Origin of the sequence: Rhizobium ecuadorense (assembly GCF_001187535.1) — a bacterium.
GTDB classification, from domain to species: domain Bacteria; phylum Pseudomonadota; class Alphaproteobacteria; order Rhizobiales; family Rhizobiaceae; genus Rhizobium; species Rhizobium ecuadorense.
Genome location: NZ_LFIO01001790.1, coordinates 35666 through 52657 on the forward strand (window position 1 = coordinate 35666; position 16992 = coordinate 52657).

15 protein-coding genes and 1 tRNA gene are annotated in these 16992 nt (G+C 60.2%); 11 read left to right on the top strand and 5 right to left on the bottom strand.

Features of this window, described 5'->3' with window-relative positions:
- Window positions 1–37: 37 nt before the first annotated feature.
- Window positions 38–814 carry a glycosyltransferase family 2 protein gene (locus AF337_RS36235; protein ID WP_049735887.1) on the top strand — a complete coding sequence of 259 codons (777 nt, stop codon included), beginning with the start codon at window positions 38–40 and terminating at the stop codon, window positions 812–814.
- A 4-nt stretch (window positions 815–818) separates the two neighbouring features.
- On the opposite strand, the gene AF337_RS36240 is transcribed toward AF337_RS36235, so the two are convergent.
- Together AF337_RS36240 and AF337_RS36245 are read right to left on the bottom strand one after the other, a co-directional pair.
- The gene (locus AF337_RS36240; RefSeq protein ID WP_210293539.1) at window positions 819–1643 is read right to left on the bottom strand and encodes a Wzz/FepE/Etk N-terminal domain-containing protein; all 825 of its coding nucleotides are present in this window, start codon (window positions 1641–1643) and stop codon (window positions 819–821) included.
- A 221-nt stretch (window positions 1644–1864) separates the two neighbouring features.
- Window positions 1865–3859, bottom strand: coding sequence for a polysaccharide biosynthesis protein (locus AF337_RS36245; RefSeq protein WP_049735888.1), 1995 nt, complete (start codon window positions 3857–3859; stop codon window positions 1865–1867).
- 345 nt (window positions 3860–4204) lie between these two features.
- On the opposite strand from AF337_RS36245, the gene gmd reads away from it, so the two are divergent.
- Together gmd and fcl are read left to right on the top strand one after the other, a co-directional pair.
- Window positions 4205–5266, top strand: coding sequence for a GDP-mannose 4,6-dehydratase (gene gmd / locus AF337_RS36250; protein WP_049735889.1), 1062 nt, complete (start codon window positions 4205–4207; stop codon window positions 5264–5266).
- A complete protein-coding gene (fcl, locus tag AF337_RS36255) occupies window positions 5267–6217 on the top strand; it encodes a GDP-L-fucose synthase (RefSeq protein WP_049735890.1) in 951 nt (316 codons plus the stop codon).
- Between the two features lie 231 nt (window positions 6218–6448).
- On the opposite strand, the gene AF337_RS36260 is transcribed toward fcl, so the two are convergent.
- Window positions 6449–6522: transfer RNA gene (locus AF337_RS36260), tRNA-Gln, on the bottom strand.
- A gap of 243 nt (window positions 6523–6765) precedes the next feature.
- Here AF337_RS36260 and AF337_RS36265 point away from each other — a divergent pair.
- Genes AF337_RS36265 through AF337_RS36275 form a run of 3 tightly spaced genes read left to right on the top strand, consistent with a single transcriptional unit; the run spans window position 6766 to window position 9497 of the window.
- Window positions 6766–8328: a Ppx/GppA phosphatase family protein gene (locus AF337_RS36265; RefSeq protein WP_049735891.1), complete on the top strand. Its 1563-nt coding sequence runs from the start codon at window positions 6766–6768 to the stop codon at window positions 8326–8328.
- Between the two features lie 10 nt (window positions 8329–8338).
- The gene (locus AF337_RS36270) at window positions 8339–9058 is read left to right on the top strand and encodes an RlmE family RNA methyltransferase (protein WP_049735892.1); all 720 of its coding nucleotides are present in this window, start codon (window positions 8339–8341) and stop codon (window positions 9056–9058) included.
- A 55-nt stretch (window positions 9059–9113) separates the two neighbouring features.
- Window positions 9114–9497 (top strand): VOC family protein, encoded by a 384-nt coding sequence (locus tag AF337_RS36275; RefSeq protein ID WP_049735893.1) that lies wholly within the window; start codon window positions 9114–9116, stop codon window positions 9495–9497.
- Window positions 9498–9552: 55 nt separating this feature from the next.
- Here AF337_RS36275 and AF337_RS36280 read toward each other — a convergent pair whose 3' ends face one another.
- Window positions 9553–10977 carry a DHA2 family efflux MFS transporter permease subunit gene (locus AF337_RS36280; protein ID WP_049735894.1) on the bottom strand — a complete coding sequence of 475 codons (1425 nt, stop codon included), beginning with the start codon at window positions 10975–10977 and terminating at the stop codon, window positions 9553–9555.
- Between the two features lie 225 nt (window positions 10978–11202).
- Here AF337_RS36280 and AF337_RS36285 point away from each other — a divergent pair, with 225 nt between their 5' ends.
- The 3 genes from AF337_RS36285 to AF337_RS36295 all read left to right on the top strand — a co-directional run bounded on the left by AF337_RS36285 (window position 11203) and on the right by AF337_RS36295 (window position 14517).
- On the top strand, window positions 11203–12195 hold the full coding sequence (locus AF337_RS36285; RefSeq protein WP_049735895.1) for an MBL fold metallo-hydrolase: 993 nt from the start codon (window positions 11203–11205) through the stop codon (window positions 12193–12195).
- A 280-nt stretch (window positions 12196–12475) separates the two neighbouring features.
- The gene (gene guaB, locus AF337_RS36290; protein ID WP_049735896.1) at window positions 12476–13960 is read left to right on the top strand and encodes an IMP dehydrogenase; all 1485 of its coding nucleotides are present in this window, start codon (window positions 12476–12478) and stop codon (window positions 13958–13960) included.
- A gap of 2 nt (window positions 13961–13962) precedes the next feature.
- On the top strand, window positions 13963–14517 hold the full coding sequence (locus AF337_RS36295; RefSeq protein WP_049735897.1) for a hypothetical protein: 555 nt from the start codon (window positions 13963–13965) through the stop codon (window positions 14515–14517).
- Window positions 14518–14524: 7 nt separating this feature from the next.
- Here the strand turns inward: AF337_RS36295 and AF337_RS36300 are convergent, their stop codons facing one another.
- On the bottom strand, window positions 14525–15442 hold the full coding sequence (locus AF337_RS36300; RefSeq protein WP_049735898.1) for a LysR family transcriptional regulator: 918 nt from the start codon (window positions 15440–15442) through the stop codon (window positions 14525–14527).
- A gap of 92 nt (window positions 15443–15534) precedes the next feature.
- On the opposite strand from AF337_RS36300, the gene AF337_RS36305 reads away from it, so the two are divergent.
- Both AF337_RS36305 and AF337_RS36310 read left to right on the top strand, forming a co-directional pair.
- Window positions 15535–16290 carry an SDR family oxidoreductase gene (locus AF337_RS36305; protein ID WP_049735899.1) on the top strand — a complete coding sequence of 252 codons (756 nt, stop codon included), beginning with the start codon at window positions 15535–15537 and terminating at the stop codon, window positions 16288–16290.
- Between the two features lie 107 nt (window positions 16291–16397).
- Entirely contained in the window at window positions 16398–16814 is a 417-nt protein-coding gene (locus tag AF337_RS36310) for an MAPEG family protein (RefSeq protein WP_049735900.1), read from the top strand.
- Window positions 16815–16992: the final 178 nt, after the last annotated feature.

The window sequence follows — 16992 nt, forward strand, 5'->3', positions numbered from 1 at the left end:
CCTCGCCTCTACCCACCAGCTATGAAAGTAAGTGTGAATGCGCGAACCGAAAATTTCAATCATCACCGTTGTCTTCAATAACGAAGCCACGATTGCTGATACGATCGAATCCGTTCGCGCTCAAAACTATCCGAATATGGAGTATATCGTCGTCGACGGACTCTCAAAGGACCGCACGCTTGATCGGATCAACGAACGCCGCGATGTTATCACGCGCCTGGTTTCCGAAGAGGACTTCGGCATCTATGATGCTATGAATAAAGGAATAAGTCTTGCGACCGGCGATGTTATCGGCTTCATCAATGGAGACGACTTCTACATGCCGGGCGCTGTGGCAAAGGTCGCGGAGGCGTTCCGGGATCCGGCCTTGGACGCATGTTACGGGGATCTCTGCTATGTTCGGCAAGACGATACCTCAAAGATCGTGCGCGACTGGCGCTCTTCGCCTTTTGTACCTCGGGCTTTCGAAGAAGGCTGGTGCCCGCCTCATCCGACCTTCTTTGTTCGGCGCGAGGTCTACAAGCGCCTTGGGTCATTTGACCTCCGTTATGGGATTGCTGCTGATGTAGAATTAATGATGCGCTTTCTGGAACGCCACCGTATCAAGTCGAAATACCTGCCCGGCATTATGGTGAAGATGCGAATGGGCGGCACGACAAATCGCAGCTGGAAGAATATCCTGCAGCAAAACAAAGAAATTCTACTTGCGCTTGAAACTCACGGGTTGAGAGCCAGCCCAGTACATTTCTTCTCTAAGAAGCTTGTATCGCGGGGCATGCAGGTACTTCGTGCGGCCTTGCTCAGGGTGCGCTAACGCATTAGCCGTTCGACCGGCTACGGCGATTTCGCTGCATGAGGTATGCGCTTTTAAGGATGTTGACCAGAACGCCGATAACGAACCCGACAAAGAGACCTGCAGTCAGAATAGTTATCTTGGTCGGGGAGACGGCATTTGATGGAGCGTAAATTGGGGTAAGCAGAGTTGCAGACTTGCTTAATTCTAGTTTACCCGTCAAGTCGGCAATGTCCTTACGCAATGCGATCGCATCGTCGCGTGTCGCGAGATATATTGCCTGCTGCCATCCGGAATCCTGCGCCTCCTTCAGGAGCTTCGAATTTTCCACGAGTTGATCCTGCAGTGACTTGATTTGAGATTTCAGATGTTCCGAGCTGGTGGAGGCAACCAACGTCTGCTGTTCTTGAACCCCCCGCACGATCGCGGCGACGCACTGCCGCGCCAATTCAGCGGTTGGGGCAGTAAAGGAAATTGCGATGATGTCATTGGGAACTGATGGTGCCGTCACCCTCACATTTTGCGAAATCTGTTCGGCGGTTACCGGGCCGCCGTCGGAGCACGCGGAGACGATCTGCTGATCGAAAGCTGATGGAGATCGCAGACGAAAAGTAACATGCTCACGAGGCTCCACAAGAGCGACGGCATCAGGATCGAGCTGTGTCGGAGCCGACGTGGTTGCGAGCACTAGTTGCGCTGAGGCTTGATAGTAAGGTTGGCTACGCCAGAGGAACACGCCTGCCAGTGCAACTCCAATGGAGCAGCACACAATTATGATGGCCATGCCACGTCTTAGAAAGGAAACAACAGAGAATAGATTAATTTCCTCGTCAAATAATCTTTTTTCCATGATCGCAGCTTTCAGAATCCGCCATAGGCTCCAATTTAGCAAAGAATTTCATAGCAGCTGGGAGCCTAATGACGCTTCAATCCTATCGGACCTTCAATGTCAATCGTCAAAAGACTGCAACCTGGGCTTATCACGATGCCTGATGGGATCCCGTTAACCGCACGGCTATGCAGATCTTCGCCGGCCTCGTCGCGGTGATTTTACGGACTCCGCAGCCACGTTCACGCCGCCGTATTGGTTTCTACGCCGACCAAAGCAAAATCCGAGACCTCACCTGTCGAAGAATAGCCGGAAACAAGCTCAGCCAATGTTGCACGTGCAGCGATCATGTCGTTGCGATCCAATGCCGCATTGAGCGCGTTGAGCTTTTTCAAAAGCTCCGGCCAGAACAGGAAATCCTCACGTGCCTTCATGATCCGGGGATGTTCGGTTGTCTCAGGATTATCGCCGATCAGCAGCTCTTCATAGAGCTTCTCGCCGGGCCTGAGACCGGTCACGGAAAGCTCGATATCCCCTTCGGGACTGTTCTCGTCGCGGACGGTCAATCCGGACAGCTCCACCATCTTGCGGGCGAGATCGGCAATGCGAACCGGTTCTCCCATATCGAGCAGGAAAACATCGCCGCCCTCGCCCATCGCGCCGGCCTGGATGACCAGCTGCGAGGCCTCCGAAATGGTCATGAAATAGCGGGTTATCTCGCGATGTGTCAGGGTAACGGGGCCGCCTTCCTTGATCTGCTGCCGGAACAGCGGCACGACGGATCCGGAGGAGCCGAGGACGTTTCCGAAGCGGACCATGGAAAAATTCGTTCGCGTTCTGTCGGTCGCCGATTCTGCCGCGAGCGCCTGCAGAACCATCTCCGCCAGCCTCTTGCTGGCACCCATTACATTTGTCGGACGCACAGCCTTATCCGTACTGATCAGCACGAAATTCGAGACGCCGTATTTATGCGCCGCGCGTGCCGCAACAAGCGTCCCCATGACGTTGTTCTTGATGCCTTCGACGGCATTGTGTTCGACAAGCGGCACATGCTTGTAGGCGGCGGCATGATAAAGCGTCTGCGGGCGCCAGCTCTGGATGATGTGCTCCATGCGATCCTGATCGCGGACGGAACAGAGGATCGGAACGATCTGCAGATTTTCATGCTCGTAGAGTTCGGCCAGCTTCCGCAATTCGGCATCGATATTATAAAGCGCAAACTCGTTCTGATCGATGAGGATCAGGCTGGAAGGCGCGTTGCGCAGAATCTGGCGGCATAACTCGCCACCGATCGAGCCGCCGGCGCCGGTGACCATCACCACCTTGTTGCGCATCGCCTTGTCGAGCAGCTCCTGGCGCGGCGCCACCGCTTCTCTGCCCAGCAGATCTTCGATCTCCAGCTCACGAATGTCGGAGACGGCGACCCGTCCCTGAGCAAGCGCCGTGAGATCCGGCAATGTGCGAACATTCACCCTGGCCTTGCGGATATGCTCCAGGATTTCGTTGCGCCGCTGCCGGGAGGCAGATGGCAGCGCCAGAAGCACATTGTGCACGCCAAGGGCTTCGGCAAGCACCGGAAGATCCGAGGGGTCATAGATCGGCAAGCCACCCATGACGCCGCCCTTGAGGCGCGGATCATCATCCAGATAGCCGACGACTTTGAGTTCGGCGCTGTTCGTCAGGGCAGCCGCCAGTTGCCGCCCGGCCTTCCCGGCCCCATAGATCAGCACCTTCGCGAGCATATTCTGGTGAAGGATACGCTGGTAGGCATCCCCGAGCCAATAGCGGATACCCAACCGCGACAGCCCGATCCCGATCAGCAGCAGGAAAGGCTGGAGAATGCCGACGGTTCTCGGAACACCCGGCACGCTGAGAGCGGTAAATATCGTCATGAAGGCGAAGCCGTAGATCGCAATCGCCTTTAAAACAGTAATGAACGCAGCCAGATTGGCATAACGGAAGATCGCCCGATACATGCCCATGACGATGAAGATGGGAAGGGCCATGCACAGCGAAACGAAAACCGGCAGCCACTGCACGCCGGTCAGCACCGTCCATTCGTTCAGCCGGAAGCAATAGGCCAGCCAGATCGTCAGAACACAAAAGCTGGAATCCACCAGCAAAGCCAGAGCGCGTTTGGCAACCCGCGGCATCGCCAGCAAAGGGGCGACGAGCGCTTGCATCGGCACCAACAACCATCGTGAGCGCGATGTCTCAGAGGAAGAATTTTCGGGCATCGCTTACCAGCGTCTCGCAGATCTACAGACAACCACCTTCTTGTCGCTTTCTGCAACGAGCGCAACTGAAATAATCGGAAATCAAGGTCTTCCGCACCGCTTATCTATCAGAAGTAGGTAGCCTAATGCCTATTACCTTCTGACAAATACCTTGCCGCTGCTGCTGGAGTCAGGCTGGCGGAGCGCGGGGGAGAGAGCTTAGTCTCGTTGTCGCAGTCTCACGTCAACCGAAGAGATCGACGATGCCCATTTCGCCGGCCCGGCCGAAGTTACATGGGGGTTGCACTCGTTCGGCCGTTTCCATAAACACGATCCAAAGATTGTATCGAAAGACGATGTGAAAAAATGACAAAAACCGCGCTGATTACTGGGGTGACTGGTCAGGATGGTGCCTATCTGGCCGAATTGCTTCTGAGCAAGGGCTATACGGTGCACGGTATCAAGCGGCGGTCCTCGTCTTTTAATACCGGCCGCATCGAACACATCTATCAGGATCCGCATGAGACACATCCTCGCTTCATTCTCCACTATGGCGATATGATCGACTCGACCAACCTGTTGCGGATCGTGCAGCAGACGCAGCCTGACGAAATCTATAATCTTGCCGCACAAAGCCATGTGGGTGTCAGCTTCGAAACGCCTGAATATACGGCGGATGCCGATGGCGTCGGGACGTTGAGGTTGCTCGAAGCGATCCGTATCCTGGGGCTGCAGGAAAAGACTCGGTTCTACCAGGCATCGACCTCGGAGCTCTACGGTCTTGTGCAGGAAGTGCCGCAGAGCGAAAAAACGCCGTTTTATCCGCGTTCTCCCTATGCGGCAGCCAAGCTCTATGCCTATTGGATCGTCGTGAATTATCGCGAGGCCTATGGCATGCACGCATCCAACGGCATTCTTTTCAATCACGAAAGCCCGCTTCGTGGCGAAACCTTCGTCACTCGCAAGATCACGATGGCAGTGGCTGCCATCCATCTGGGTCGGCAGGATAAGCTTTTCCTCGGCAATCTCGACGCCAAGCGTGACTGGGGCCACGCGCGTGAATATGTCGAAGGCATGTGGCGCATGCTGCAGCAGGACACGCCGGATGACTACGTCTTGGCGACGGGTGAGACCACGAGCGTCCGCCAGTTTGTCGAGTGGGCTTTTGCCGACGTGGGCATTGCATTGGAATGGAAGGGGTCCGGCGTCGACGAAAAGGGTTATGACTCCGCGTCCGGTGCGTGCCTCGTCGAAGTCGATCCTCGTTATTTCCGCCCGACGGAAGTTGACCTTCTGCTGGGTGATCCGACCAAGGCACGCCAGAAGCTGGGCTGGCAGCACAAGACCCCCGTTCGTGAACTCGCCGCCGAAATGGTGCGCGAGGATGTCAAGCACTGGAAGGCTCTAACCGGCCGGAAAGAGATCTGAGTGTACGATTTGCCCAACAAGAAGATCTGGGTTGCCGGTCATCGCGGTATGGTCGGCAGTGCTCTTGTGCGCCGGCTTCAATCCGAAGACTGCAACGTCATCACGGCCACGCGCCGTGAGGTCGACTTGAAGCGGCAGGACGAGGTCGAGAAATTTGTTGAAGCAAACCGACCCGACGCGATCATTCTCGCCGCTGCCAAGGTTGGCGGTATCCTCGCCAATGACAGCTACCCCGCAGAATTCATCTACGACAATCTGATTATCGAAGCGAATATCTTCGAAGCTGCCCATCGGGGCGGAGTGGAACGGCTGCTGTTCCTGGGGTCGAGCTGCATTTATCCCAAGCTCGCCCCGCAGCCGATTCCCGAAGAAGCTCTGTTGACCGGTGAGCTCGAGCCGACCAACGAATGGTACGCGATAGCCAAGATCGCCGGTATCAAGCTCGCGGAAGCCTATCGTAAGCAATATGGTCGCGATTATATTTCGGCCATGCCGACCAATCTTTATGGCCCGGGCGATAATTTCGACCTGAATACCAGCCACGTGCTGCCGGCGCTTATCCGCAAGGCGCACGCTGCGAAACTTCGCAAAGACCCGCACATGGTGGTCTGGGGCACGGGAACCCCGCGCCGCGAGTTTCTGCACGTCGACGACTGCGCCGACGCTCTGGTGTTTCTTCTCAAGACATATTCGGGCTCGCAGCACGTCAATGTCGGCTCGGGGACAGATCTCGAAATTATCGAATTGACGCGTTTGGTCTGCCGCGTTGTCGGTTACGAGGGGGAGATCATTCATGATCTTTCCAAGCCCGACGGCACGCCGCGCAAGTTGATGAGCAATCAGAAACTGCAGGACATGGGCTGGAAGCCGCGCATCTCGCTCGAGGATGGCATTGCAGCCACTTACGCCTGGTTTCTGGAATTCGAAAATACATCCGACCCGGCGGTCTGATATCAGGCCGGGGGAACCAGTATTTATTCCTGGGTCGATCTCCGCGACACAGACGGTGTCGACGGGCCGGCGCCCGGGCAGCATAGGGGTGAGAAGATTGCCGCTATGTCGGGAGGGATCCATCAGCCCATTGACGGCAGCACGTTTCCTGTCCAGAGCCGCTCGAACACGGCAAGCCGCCCGGGAAATCTTCGCCGCCTGGATTCAATAATGCTCGATCAGTGAAATTGTTGGCTGGGGAACCTGGACTCGAACCAAGATTAACGGAGTCAGAGTCCGTCGTTCTACCATTGAACTATTCCCCAGCAGTTGCCGCCGAAGCATGGCTTGGCTGCTGTGCGGCGCTTATAACCAAAAGCGGGCGGATTGCAAATACCCGTTTTGAAAAAATTCAGTGCTGTCGCGGAAGAGGTGAAACGGTCCGCAAAACCCCGTCCAAAAAAGAATTTGGCGATTTCGGCGGGCGCTGATATTCTTGCCGCAACGCAAAAATCGAATGAGCGCCTGCTGCATACCTCAGGACTTGCGCGGCGCGATGGAAAGATAACGTGGAAGACCCCGAAGGCGGCGCAAAGCCGCAATTTGACGGGGCGTCGGCGGCAGGGCGCAAGGACGGCAAGAAGTCCAGGCGCCGCAAGGGCAAGCGTGGCGGGCAATCCCGCAACGCGGCTCATCCCGCTTCGCATGAGCTTTCCGGCAATGCCGGGCAGTCTGCGCGCCCGATGGAAGATGCGGCCGGAAATCCGGCCCGCAAGCGAAAGCGTCGCCGTCGTGGCGGCCAAGGCGCTGCGCAGGACGGTTCCCTTCAAGCCCATGCAATGGAGCAGACCCAGGCAGCGAGCAGTGCTGCTCGGGCCGAAGGTGATTCCACGCCGAACCGGCGCAACCGCCGCAAACATCGCGGCAAGCGCGGTCTTCAGGGCCGGCCGCTGACGACGGCAAAACCATCCCCGCCGCAGCAGGAGCGCCGCGCCGAAGAGACGGTGCAGCGCGCCGAGCCGCGGGAGGCGCAGACCAGCGCCAATGCCGGCCGCAGGGGGCGCCAGGATGGTCACGCCCATTCCGGTTATCAGGGCGATCGCCAGGCCGGCGAACACGCATGGCCCGACGAACTCTATGCCGCTCTCGACCTCGGCACCAACAATTGCCGGCTGCTCATCGCCCAGCCGACCCGCCCGGGTCAGTTTCGGGTGGTCGACGCCTTTTCCCGCATCGTGCGCCTTGGTGAGGGCCTTGCGGCCAGCGGCCGTCTGTCCGACGAGGCGATGGAGAGGGCAGTCGACGCGCTGAGGATCTGCGCCTCCAAGCTCAGAAACCGCGAGATCCGCCGCATGCGGCTCATTGCGACCGAGGCCTGCCGCCAGGCGGTCAATGGTGAGGAGTTCCTCGCCCGCGTCGTTGCCGAAACCGGCCTGGCGCTCGAGATCATCGATCGCGAGACCGAAGCACGGCTCGCCGTCTCCGGCTGCTCCTCATTGGTCGGGCGCGAGACCCGCTCCGTCGTGCTTTTCGATATCGGCGGCGGCTCGTCGGAGATCGCCGTCATCCGCATCGGCGACAATCGTTACAGTCGCCTCGCCAATCACATCACCCACTGGACCTCGCTGCCGGTCGGCGTCGTAACGCTGTCGGAGCGTCATGGCGGGCGTGACGTCACGCCGGAAGCTTTCGAAGGCATGGTCCGCGAAGTCGGCGGCATGCTCGAAGGCTTCGATTGCCCGGAGATCGAGGTCGCCCAGACCGGCGACTTCCATCTGATCGGCACATCGGGCACCGTGACGACGCTTGCCGGCGTCCATCTCGACCTGCCGCGATATGACCGGCGCAAGGTCGACGGCATCTGGCTGTCCGACGACGAGGTCTCCGCCATGCAGGCAAAACTGCTCTCCTGGAATTTCGAAAGCCGCGCCGCCAATCCCTGCATCGGGCCGGATCGGGCCGATCTGGTGCTCGCCGGCTGCGCCATCCTCGAGGCGATCCGCCGCCGCTGGCCGAGCCCGCGCATGCGCGTTGCTGATCGCGGCTTGAGGGAAGGGCTGCTCACCGACATGATGGCCGATGACGGCGTGTGGCGGCGCAACCGCAACCGCCGCGGCCAGCGAGCCAGATAGGGAAAAAGGCATGACCAAAGCACCGATCGCGGGAAACCGCACCGGCCGCAAGCTCGGCCAGCGCGTCAAGAACAAAAAGATGAAGGCCTCTTCCCGGCAATGGCTGCAGCGCCACATCAACGATCCCTATGTCCAGCGCGCCCAGCTGGAGGGCTATCGCGCCCGTGCCGCCTTCAAGCTTTTGGAGATCGACGAGAAGCACCATATCCTGCGCGGCGCCAAGCGCATCATCGATCTGGGGGCAGCCCCCGGCAGCTGGTCGCAGATCGCCGCCAAGGTCACCGGCTCGACCGATGAGGACATCCGCGTGGCCGCGATCGATTTTCTCGAAATGGCCCAGCTGCCCGGCGTCAAGATCCTGCAACTCGATTTCCTCGATCCCAGTGCGCCGGAAAAGCTGCTGGAGGCCGTCGGCGGCACGCCCGATCTCGTCATCTCCGATATGGCGGCACCCACCACCGGCCACCACCGCACCGACCATTTGCGCACCATGCATCTCTGCGAAGTCGCGGCCCAATTCGCCGTCGAGGTGCTGGGGGAGGGCGGGCATTTCCTCACCAAGACCTTCCAGGGCGGCACCGAACGTGAGCTGCTCGCCATGCTGAAACAGAACTTCCGCCAGGTCGTCCACGTCAAGCCGAACGCGTCGCGCGCCGAATCGGTCGAGATGTTTTTGCTGGCCAAGGGCTTCAAGGGCCGCAAGGCAGAAGGTGAAGCAGAGCAAGCTTGATCTTGGGCCGGTCCCGGCCGATGATGGCAACATCAAGAGCTGAGCTGCTGGTCCCATGCTTCTCTACGTCACGCTCGGAACCAATGATCTTTATCGCGCCGGACATTTTTATGATGCCGTGCTGCCTCTGCTCGGCTATCGCCGCCAGCATTATTCGGAAGAGGAGGTCGGCTATTCCGCCGAAAGCGATACGCGCTGCCGCTTCTGGGTGGTGACGCCCTTCAATCGCCGCCGGGCGGCTGCCGGTAACGGCACCATGGTGGCGTTCGCGGCCGAAACGCGGGCCGCTGTCGATGCCTTCCACGCGGCTGCGATTGCCGCAGGCGCCATCGATGAAGGCGGGCCGGGCCTGCGCTCCTACCACGCCCATTTCTATGCCGCTTATGTGAGGGATCTCGACGGCAACAAGCTCTCGGCCGTCTGCGAAAACCCCGAATAGCTTACAGCGCCGCGCGTCTTTTGAGGCGCGCGAGGGACGCTGTAGCGGCTTGAGCCTATTTCACCGCCGGCTGCTCGGTGTCGATCGGAGACTGCGTCACCGCCTTCGCGCGGTGGCCGGAAACGAGTGCGCCGGCGTTGCGGTCCATTCTGACGAAGGGAATGGTGGCGATGACGGTCAGTCCGGCGATGATGTAGAAGGCGAGATGGAAATCGGCGACCTGCAATGCTTCGCCCCTGATATAGATCGAACTTTCCAGGATCGCCGCGGCGACCGCAACGCCGAGCGCCAGGCTGATCTGCTGCATCACCGAACTCATCGATGTCGCTTGGCTCGCTTGCGCATCGTCGATATCGGCGAAGGCAAGCGCATTGACGCCGGTGAACATGAAGGAGCGGGAGAAGCCGCCGAGCAACAGCACGCCGATGATGACCAGATGCGGCGTTGCCGGCGTGAACAGGCCGGTGACGACGGTCACGAGCGTCGTCACCATGGCGGCGCAAAGCAGCGTCGTGCGGAAGCCGGCGGCCGCAAAGACGCGCTTTGCCATGAATTTGGTGGTGATCGCCCCGATCGCCCCGGCAAAGGTGATCATGCCGGATTGGAACGGCGTCAGCCCGAAACCGAGCTGCAGCATCAGCGGTGTCAGGAAGGGCATGGCGCCGACGCAGATGCGAAACAGTGTGCCGCCGAGCGTCGAGGCCCGGAACGTCGGGTTCTTGAACAGGTCGAGGTTGAGGATCGGCGCCGGGTGGCGCCTGGCATGACGGATATAGAGGACGCTGCAGACGAGGCCGATCACGGTGGCGGTGACGCCGATGATCGGCGGCAGGGCGGGCAGGCTGACCACCGACAGACCGAAGACGACGCCCGCGGCCGAAAACGAAGTGAGCACGAAACCGGTGAAATCGAGCCTCGGCGGCGCCGTCGCCTCGACCTCCGGCAGGAAGATCGTCGCCAGCCAGATGCCGATGACGCCGACCGGCACGTTGATCAGGAAGATCCAGTGCCAGCTGAAATAGGTGGTGATGAAACCGCCGAGCGGCGGGCCGGTGAGCGGGCCGACCAGCGCCGGGATGGTGAGCAGCGCCATGGCCGAAACCAGATCGCTGCGTTTTGTCGTGCGCACCAGCACGAGACGGCCGACCGGCGTCATCATCGCCCCGCCCATGCCCTGCAGGAAGCGGGCGAAGACGAATTCGACGAGGTTGGACGAGATGGCGCAGAAGATCGAGCCGATGACGAAGACGGAAATGGCAAGGCGGAAGATGTTCTTGGCGCCGAACCTGTCGGCCATCCAGCCGCTGACCGGGATGAACACCGCCAGCGCCACCATATAGGAGGTCAGCGCCAGCTTCAGCGTGATCGGCCCGACATTAAGATCCGCTGCGATTGCCGGCAGCGCGGTTGCAATGACGGTGGAGTCCATCTGCTCCATGAAAAGAGCGACGGCGAGGATCAGCGGAACGATGCGGTTCATAGGCGGGAGGCCTTGATGGGCTGCAGAGCTGGAAGGCTCGTGCTGTTTAGTCCCACTTCAGAAGCCTGCCAATCCCTCAATCCGCCTCGACGACAGGTTTGCTTCACGTCTGCGTGAGACGGGTTGTCCGACAACGTCGGGTGGCAAGATTGAGATATAAATCCGGCTGGAACCGACATCGGGGGCCGTGCGGCGACGCACCGCACCTCATGGGAGGATAGACATATGGCAATTTCGTCGGGAATAAAGCGGCGCACCCTTTTTGCCGCAGGCCTCAGCCTGCTCGCAGCGCCGGTCATTTTAAGAAAGACGGCCGAAGCGGCCGCGACTGGAGAAAGCAATAAAATGGATTTAACGCCTTTGCCCGAAATCAATCAATTCAAGCTCGGCTCCTATAAGCTCACCGTCGTCCGCGACGGCATCAACATTTCCGAAAAGCCTCATGAAACCTATGGCACAAATCAGGACCCCGATGCGGTCAGGGCATTGCTGACCGCAAACTTTCTGCCGGCCGACAAGCTCGTGAACGGCTATGCGCCGGCTCTGATCGATACCGGTTCGGATGTCATTCTCGTCGATACCGGCTTCGGCGCTGGCGGTCGTCCACGCGGCGCCGGAAAGCTCCTCGAAGGCCTGAAGGCCGCGGGATACTCGGCCGACGACGTCACCGTCGTCGCGCTCACCCATCTGCATGGCGACCATATCGGCGGGCTGATGGAAAACGGCGCGCCCGCCTTCAAGAATGCCCGTTATATCATCGGCCAGGCCGAATATGATTTCTGGTCGAACAAGGCGCGGGAGGGCACGCCCGCCGAGGGCGGCCATAAGGCCGTGCTCGCCAATGTGACGCCGCTCGTCGAAAAAGCCACCTTCATCAAGGATGGCGACAGCGTCGCGCCCGGCATGACGGCGATGCTGGCAGCCGGTCACAGCCCGGGGCACATGGTGTTCCACGTCGAATCGGAAGGAAAGCGCCTGGTTCTCACAGGCGATACGGCCAATCACTATATTCTGTCGCTGCTGCGCCCGGATTGGGAAGTGCGCTTCGACATGGACAAGGCGCAGGCAGCGATCGCCCGCCGCAAGGTCTTCGACATGATCGCGACCGAGAAGATCGCCTTCCTCGGCTATCACATGCCGTTCCCGGCGGTCGGTTTTGCCGAGAGGCAGGATGGCGGCTATCGCTTCGTTCCGAAGACCTATCAGTTCGACATCTGATCTACCGCATGTCGCCCGGAAGTGTGCGGCGGTTCCGGGATTACGACATGCGCAAACAAAGAGCTAAAGCGCGTCGCATCAACCAAGTTTGACGCGATGCGCTTTAGATGCATGGCACCCATGACGAGCCCGGCGGACAGGCCGGGCTTTTTGCTATTTCCTTCCTGTCATAGACGTGTTACCAGCCCTCGCCAACTTCCAAGCAATCTCATGCACACCGCCGGGGCGGACGATTCGTTTCCGGGCCAGGTTGCATTTTCTTAAATGAAGGAATTTGGCCATGGCACGCATCATTGAAACGGCAACCGGCGCGGACGCGCTTACCTTCGACGACGTGCTGCTGCAGCCCGGCCACTCCGAGGTCATGCCCGGCCAGACGAACATCGCGACCCGCATCGCCCGCGATTTCGATCTCAACATCCCGATCCTGTCTTCGGCCATGGATACCGTCACCGAAAGCCGTCTGGCGATCGCCATGGCCCAGGCCGGCGGCCTCGGCGTCATCCACCGCAACCTGACGCCGGTCGAGCAGGCCGAAGAAGTCCGCCAGGTGAAGAAGTTCGAAAGCGGCATGGTCGTCAATCCGGTTACCATCGGCCCGGAGGCAAAGCTTGCCGAAGCGCTCTCCTTGATGAAGTCGCACGGCATCTCCGGCATTCCCGTCGTCGAGAAGTCGGGCCGCCTCGTCGGCATCCTGACCAACCGCGACGTCCGCTTCGCCTCCGATCCGGAGCAGAAGATCCACGAACTGATGACCAAGGACAATCTGGTCACTGTCAAGGAGAGCGTCGATCAGCAGGAGGCCAAGCGCCTGCTGCATTCGCATCGCATCGAAAAGCTGCTGGTCGTCGATACCGAAGGCCGCTGCGTCGGCCTGATCACCGTCAAGGACATCGAGAAGTCGCAGCTGAACCCGAACGCCTCCAAGGATGCGCAGGGCAGGCTTCGCGCCGCCGCCGCCATCAGCGTCGGCGATGACGGCTTCGAGCGCGCCGAACGGCTGATCGATGCCGGCGTCGACCTGCTGGTCGTCGATACCGCCCACGGCCATTCGCAGCGCGTGCTGGATGCCGTCACCCGGGTCAAGAAGCTGTCCAACTCGGTGCGCATCATGGCCGGCAACGTCGCCACCTATGACGGCACGCGAGCGCTGATCGACGCGGGTGCGGATGCCGTCAAGGTCGGCATCGGCCCGGGCTCGATCTGCACGACGCGCATCGTCGCCGGCGTCGGCGTTCCCCAGCTCGCCGCCATCATGTCGGCCGTTCAGGCAGCGCAGGCTCAGGACGTGCCTGTGATCGCCGATGGCGGCATCAAATTCTCCGGCGATCTTGCCAAGGCGATCGCCGCCGGCGCTTCCGCCGTCATGATCGGCTCGCTGCTGGCCGGCACCGATGAGAGCCCGGGCGAGGTCTATCTCTACCAGGGCCGTTCCTTCAAGGCCTATCGCGGCATGGGCTCCGTCGGCGCCATGGCCCGCGGCTCGGCCGACCGCTATTTCCAGGCGGAAGTGCGCGACACGCTGAAGCTCGTGCCTGAAGGCATCGAGGGCCAGGTGCCGTACAAGGGGCCGGTCTCGGCCGTCGTCCACCAGCTTGCCGGCGGCCTCAAGGCGGCCATGGGTTATGTCGGCGGTAAGGACCTGAAGGATTTCCAGGAGCGCGCCACCTTCGTGCGGATCTCCGGCGCCGGTCTGCGCGAAAGCCACGCCCATGACGTGACGATCACCCGCGAGAGCCCGAACTATCCGGGCGCCGGCCTCTGATCATGAAAGCGGGCAGCGCAATTCCGTTTTGGATCGTCGCGCTGCTCGCAGCCCTCTGCCTTGCCGTGCTCGCCTGGACCACCTTCGGCTTCGTCGTGCCGTTCAAACATGAGACCGGGCAGGCGGTGCTCGATACCTATTTCGCCGGTTACGACGAAGCGGCCGTCTTCCACATGCAGAAGCTGCTCGATGAGAACGAGACGGCGACCCGGCTGCTCAGAGCCATGTATTTCGGGCCGGAACTGATCTTTCCGGCCCTGCTGACGGCGCTGCTGTTCCTCGCCTTCGTCAAGCTTGGTCCCGCAGGCGCGTGGTTCGGCCGATCGGAACATCCGCTCGCCGCCAAGGTGGCCTACCTGCTGCCGTTCCTCTACGGCATTGCCGACTATGGTGAGAATATTGCCAGCCTGATCGCCTTCGGCGACAGTGGATCCGCAAATCTCGCAGCCGAGCTGCTGCCGTGGATGACACGGCTGAAATTCGCAAGTCTCGCCATCTGCTTCATCCTTATCGCCCGGCTTTCCATCCTCCGCTGGCTGTCGCCAGGCCGGGATTGAAGCGGCGTCAGCTCCTCCTCCGCCAAACCGGATTTGACAGTCTCGCCATCATGAAATCGGCAAGGACGTCGACCTTCGCTGGCCGGCTCCGAGCCGAAGGTGTGACGAAATACAGTGCGCCGGTCGCCAGCGTCCAGTCGGGAAGGATTGGCGTCAGTTGGCCGTCGACGAGATAGTCATGCGCGAGAAATTCGGGTAGTTCGATGATCCCGAGGCCCCGTAGCGCCATTGGCACCAATGCTTGCGAACTGGTGGACCTGAGAGAGCCGCTTGGCACGATGACCTCCTCCTTGCCTTCGCTATTGCGCAGGCGCCAGACATCCTGTCGCGCCCTGTAGGCGTATCCAAGGCAGTGGTGAGCCGTTAGCTCGCGGGGATGTTCCGGCACGCCGTACTGTTCCAGGTATGCGGGTGCCGCGAGAATGAAGCGATCCACCGGCGCCAGCCTGCGCGCGACCAATGACGAATCCGGCAGGACCGCGATTCTGAGTGCCGCATCGAAGCCGTCGCCCACGATATCGACGACGGCATCGCTCATGTGCAGGTCGATGGAAATCTCCGGAAAGAGCTCGAAAAAGTCAGGCAGGATCGGCGCCAGCCAGCGTGTCCCGAAGTCCATCGGCGCGGCAAGCCTGATGAGCCCCTTCGGCCGGGTCGCAAGCTCCCGGGCGGCGTCCTCTGCCATCTCTGCCTCAGCATAGATCCGTGCGGCGCTGTCGACCAGTCGCAGGCCGAAATCGGTCAAAGCGAGCTGTCGAGAGGTGCGGTTGAAGAGCCTTGCGCCCAGCCTCTGCTCAAGGCGGCTCACGGCTCGCGAAACCGTCGGCACCGACACGCCGAGCGTCTGCGCAGCCCGCACGAAGGAACGCTCCTCGGCGACCTTTGCGAACATCGCCAGGCCTTCGAAATCGGGAAACTTAGTCATTTCATTCCTGAAACAATGGCTTTCAATTCTTTCTATTTCGAAACGATAGCCTCGTCCATATCTCAGCTTCGGTCGAACCAAAGGAGACGACAATGACACAAAGATTGAATGCGAAGACTGCGGTTATCACCGGCGCCACCTCCGGCATTGGCCTTGCAGCAGCGAAGCGCTTCGTGGTCGAGGGCGCACGGGTTTTCATCACGGGCCGTCGCAAGGACGTTCTCGACGCAGCAATCGCTGAAATCGGCGGCGGAGTTGTGGGAATTCAGGCTGATTCAGCCAATCTCGCCGACCTCGATCGCGTCTATGAGAAGGTCAAGGCCGAGGCAGGAGGAATTGACGTGCTCTTCGTCAACGCAGGCGGCGGCTCCATGTTGCCCCTCGGCGAAATCACGGAAGAGCAGTATGACGACACATTCGATCGAAACGTGAAGGGGGTTCTCTTCACGGTGCAGAAGGCCTTGCCGCTGCTCTCTCGAGGAGCATCGATCATCTTGACGGGATCAACAGCAGGCTCGAGCGGCACTCCCGCCTTCAGCGTCTACGCCGCATCGAAAGCCGCCTTGCGCAGCTTTGCGCGCAACTGGATCCTCGACTTGAAGGATCGCGGCATTCGGATCAACACGCTCAGTCCTGGCCCCACGGAAACGACCGGACTGGTCGAATTGGCGGGTAAGGATCCAGCCCAACAGCAGGGTTTGCTCGATGCCCTGGCGGCTCAGGTGCCAATGGGCAGGGTTGGCCGTGCCGAGGAAGTTGCCGCTGCCGCACTCTTCCTCGCCTCGGATGATTCCAGCTTCGTTACCGGGGCCGAACTCTTCGTCGATGGCGGCAGCGCCCAGGTGTAAAGACAATATCGGGTTTGAGGATGCCAGCGGCGAGCCGCCCCTGGCATCCGCTTAACCTTTCCGCTAATGCTCCTCGCGACATGCGAAAGCGGAAAGGAAGTGCCGAAATGACCGGCTATGAAATCTTCTGGCCACTCCTTGCCCATGTGGCGCTGGTCTACGGTCTTTATGCGCTTCTTGGGCAGCGGCGCGCAAAAATGGTCCGCGCCGGCAGCATCGCAAAATCGGATTATCGCGAAAATCGCGGCGAGCCGACCGAAAGCCTCGTCGTCAAGAATTGCCTCGCCAACCAGTTCGAATTGCCGGTGCTCTTCTATGCCTGCTGTATTCTTCTCTATGTCACCGAGGCCGATAATATCGTCGCCGTCGGCCTCGCCTGGCTCTTCGTCGCCCTGCGTTATGCCCATGCCGCCGTCCATGTGACCAGCAACGACCTCCGCTACCGCAGCCCGCTCTTTGCCGCAGGCTATCTCGTGCTCGCCGCCATGTGGGTCTGGCTCGCCGCCTGGATGGCAATGGGATAGCACGCTATTGCGCAACCTTGGATCGGAATCGGTTCAAGGGCAAAATTATCCAGCAATTCAGAATGTTACAGCATCCCCCGCGCGTCTGAAAAGACCCGCCGTGCTGTAGTCTGCCGACAATGTAGTCATGCGCAACAGCGTCGGTTCACAAGGGTGGACAGGCTGGGAAAACCGCTCT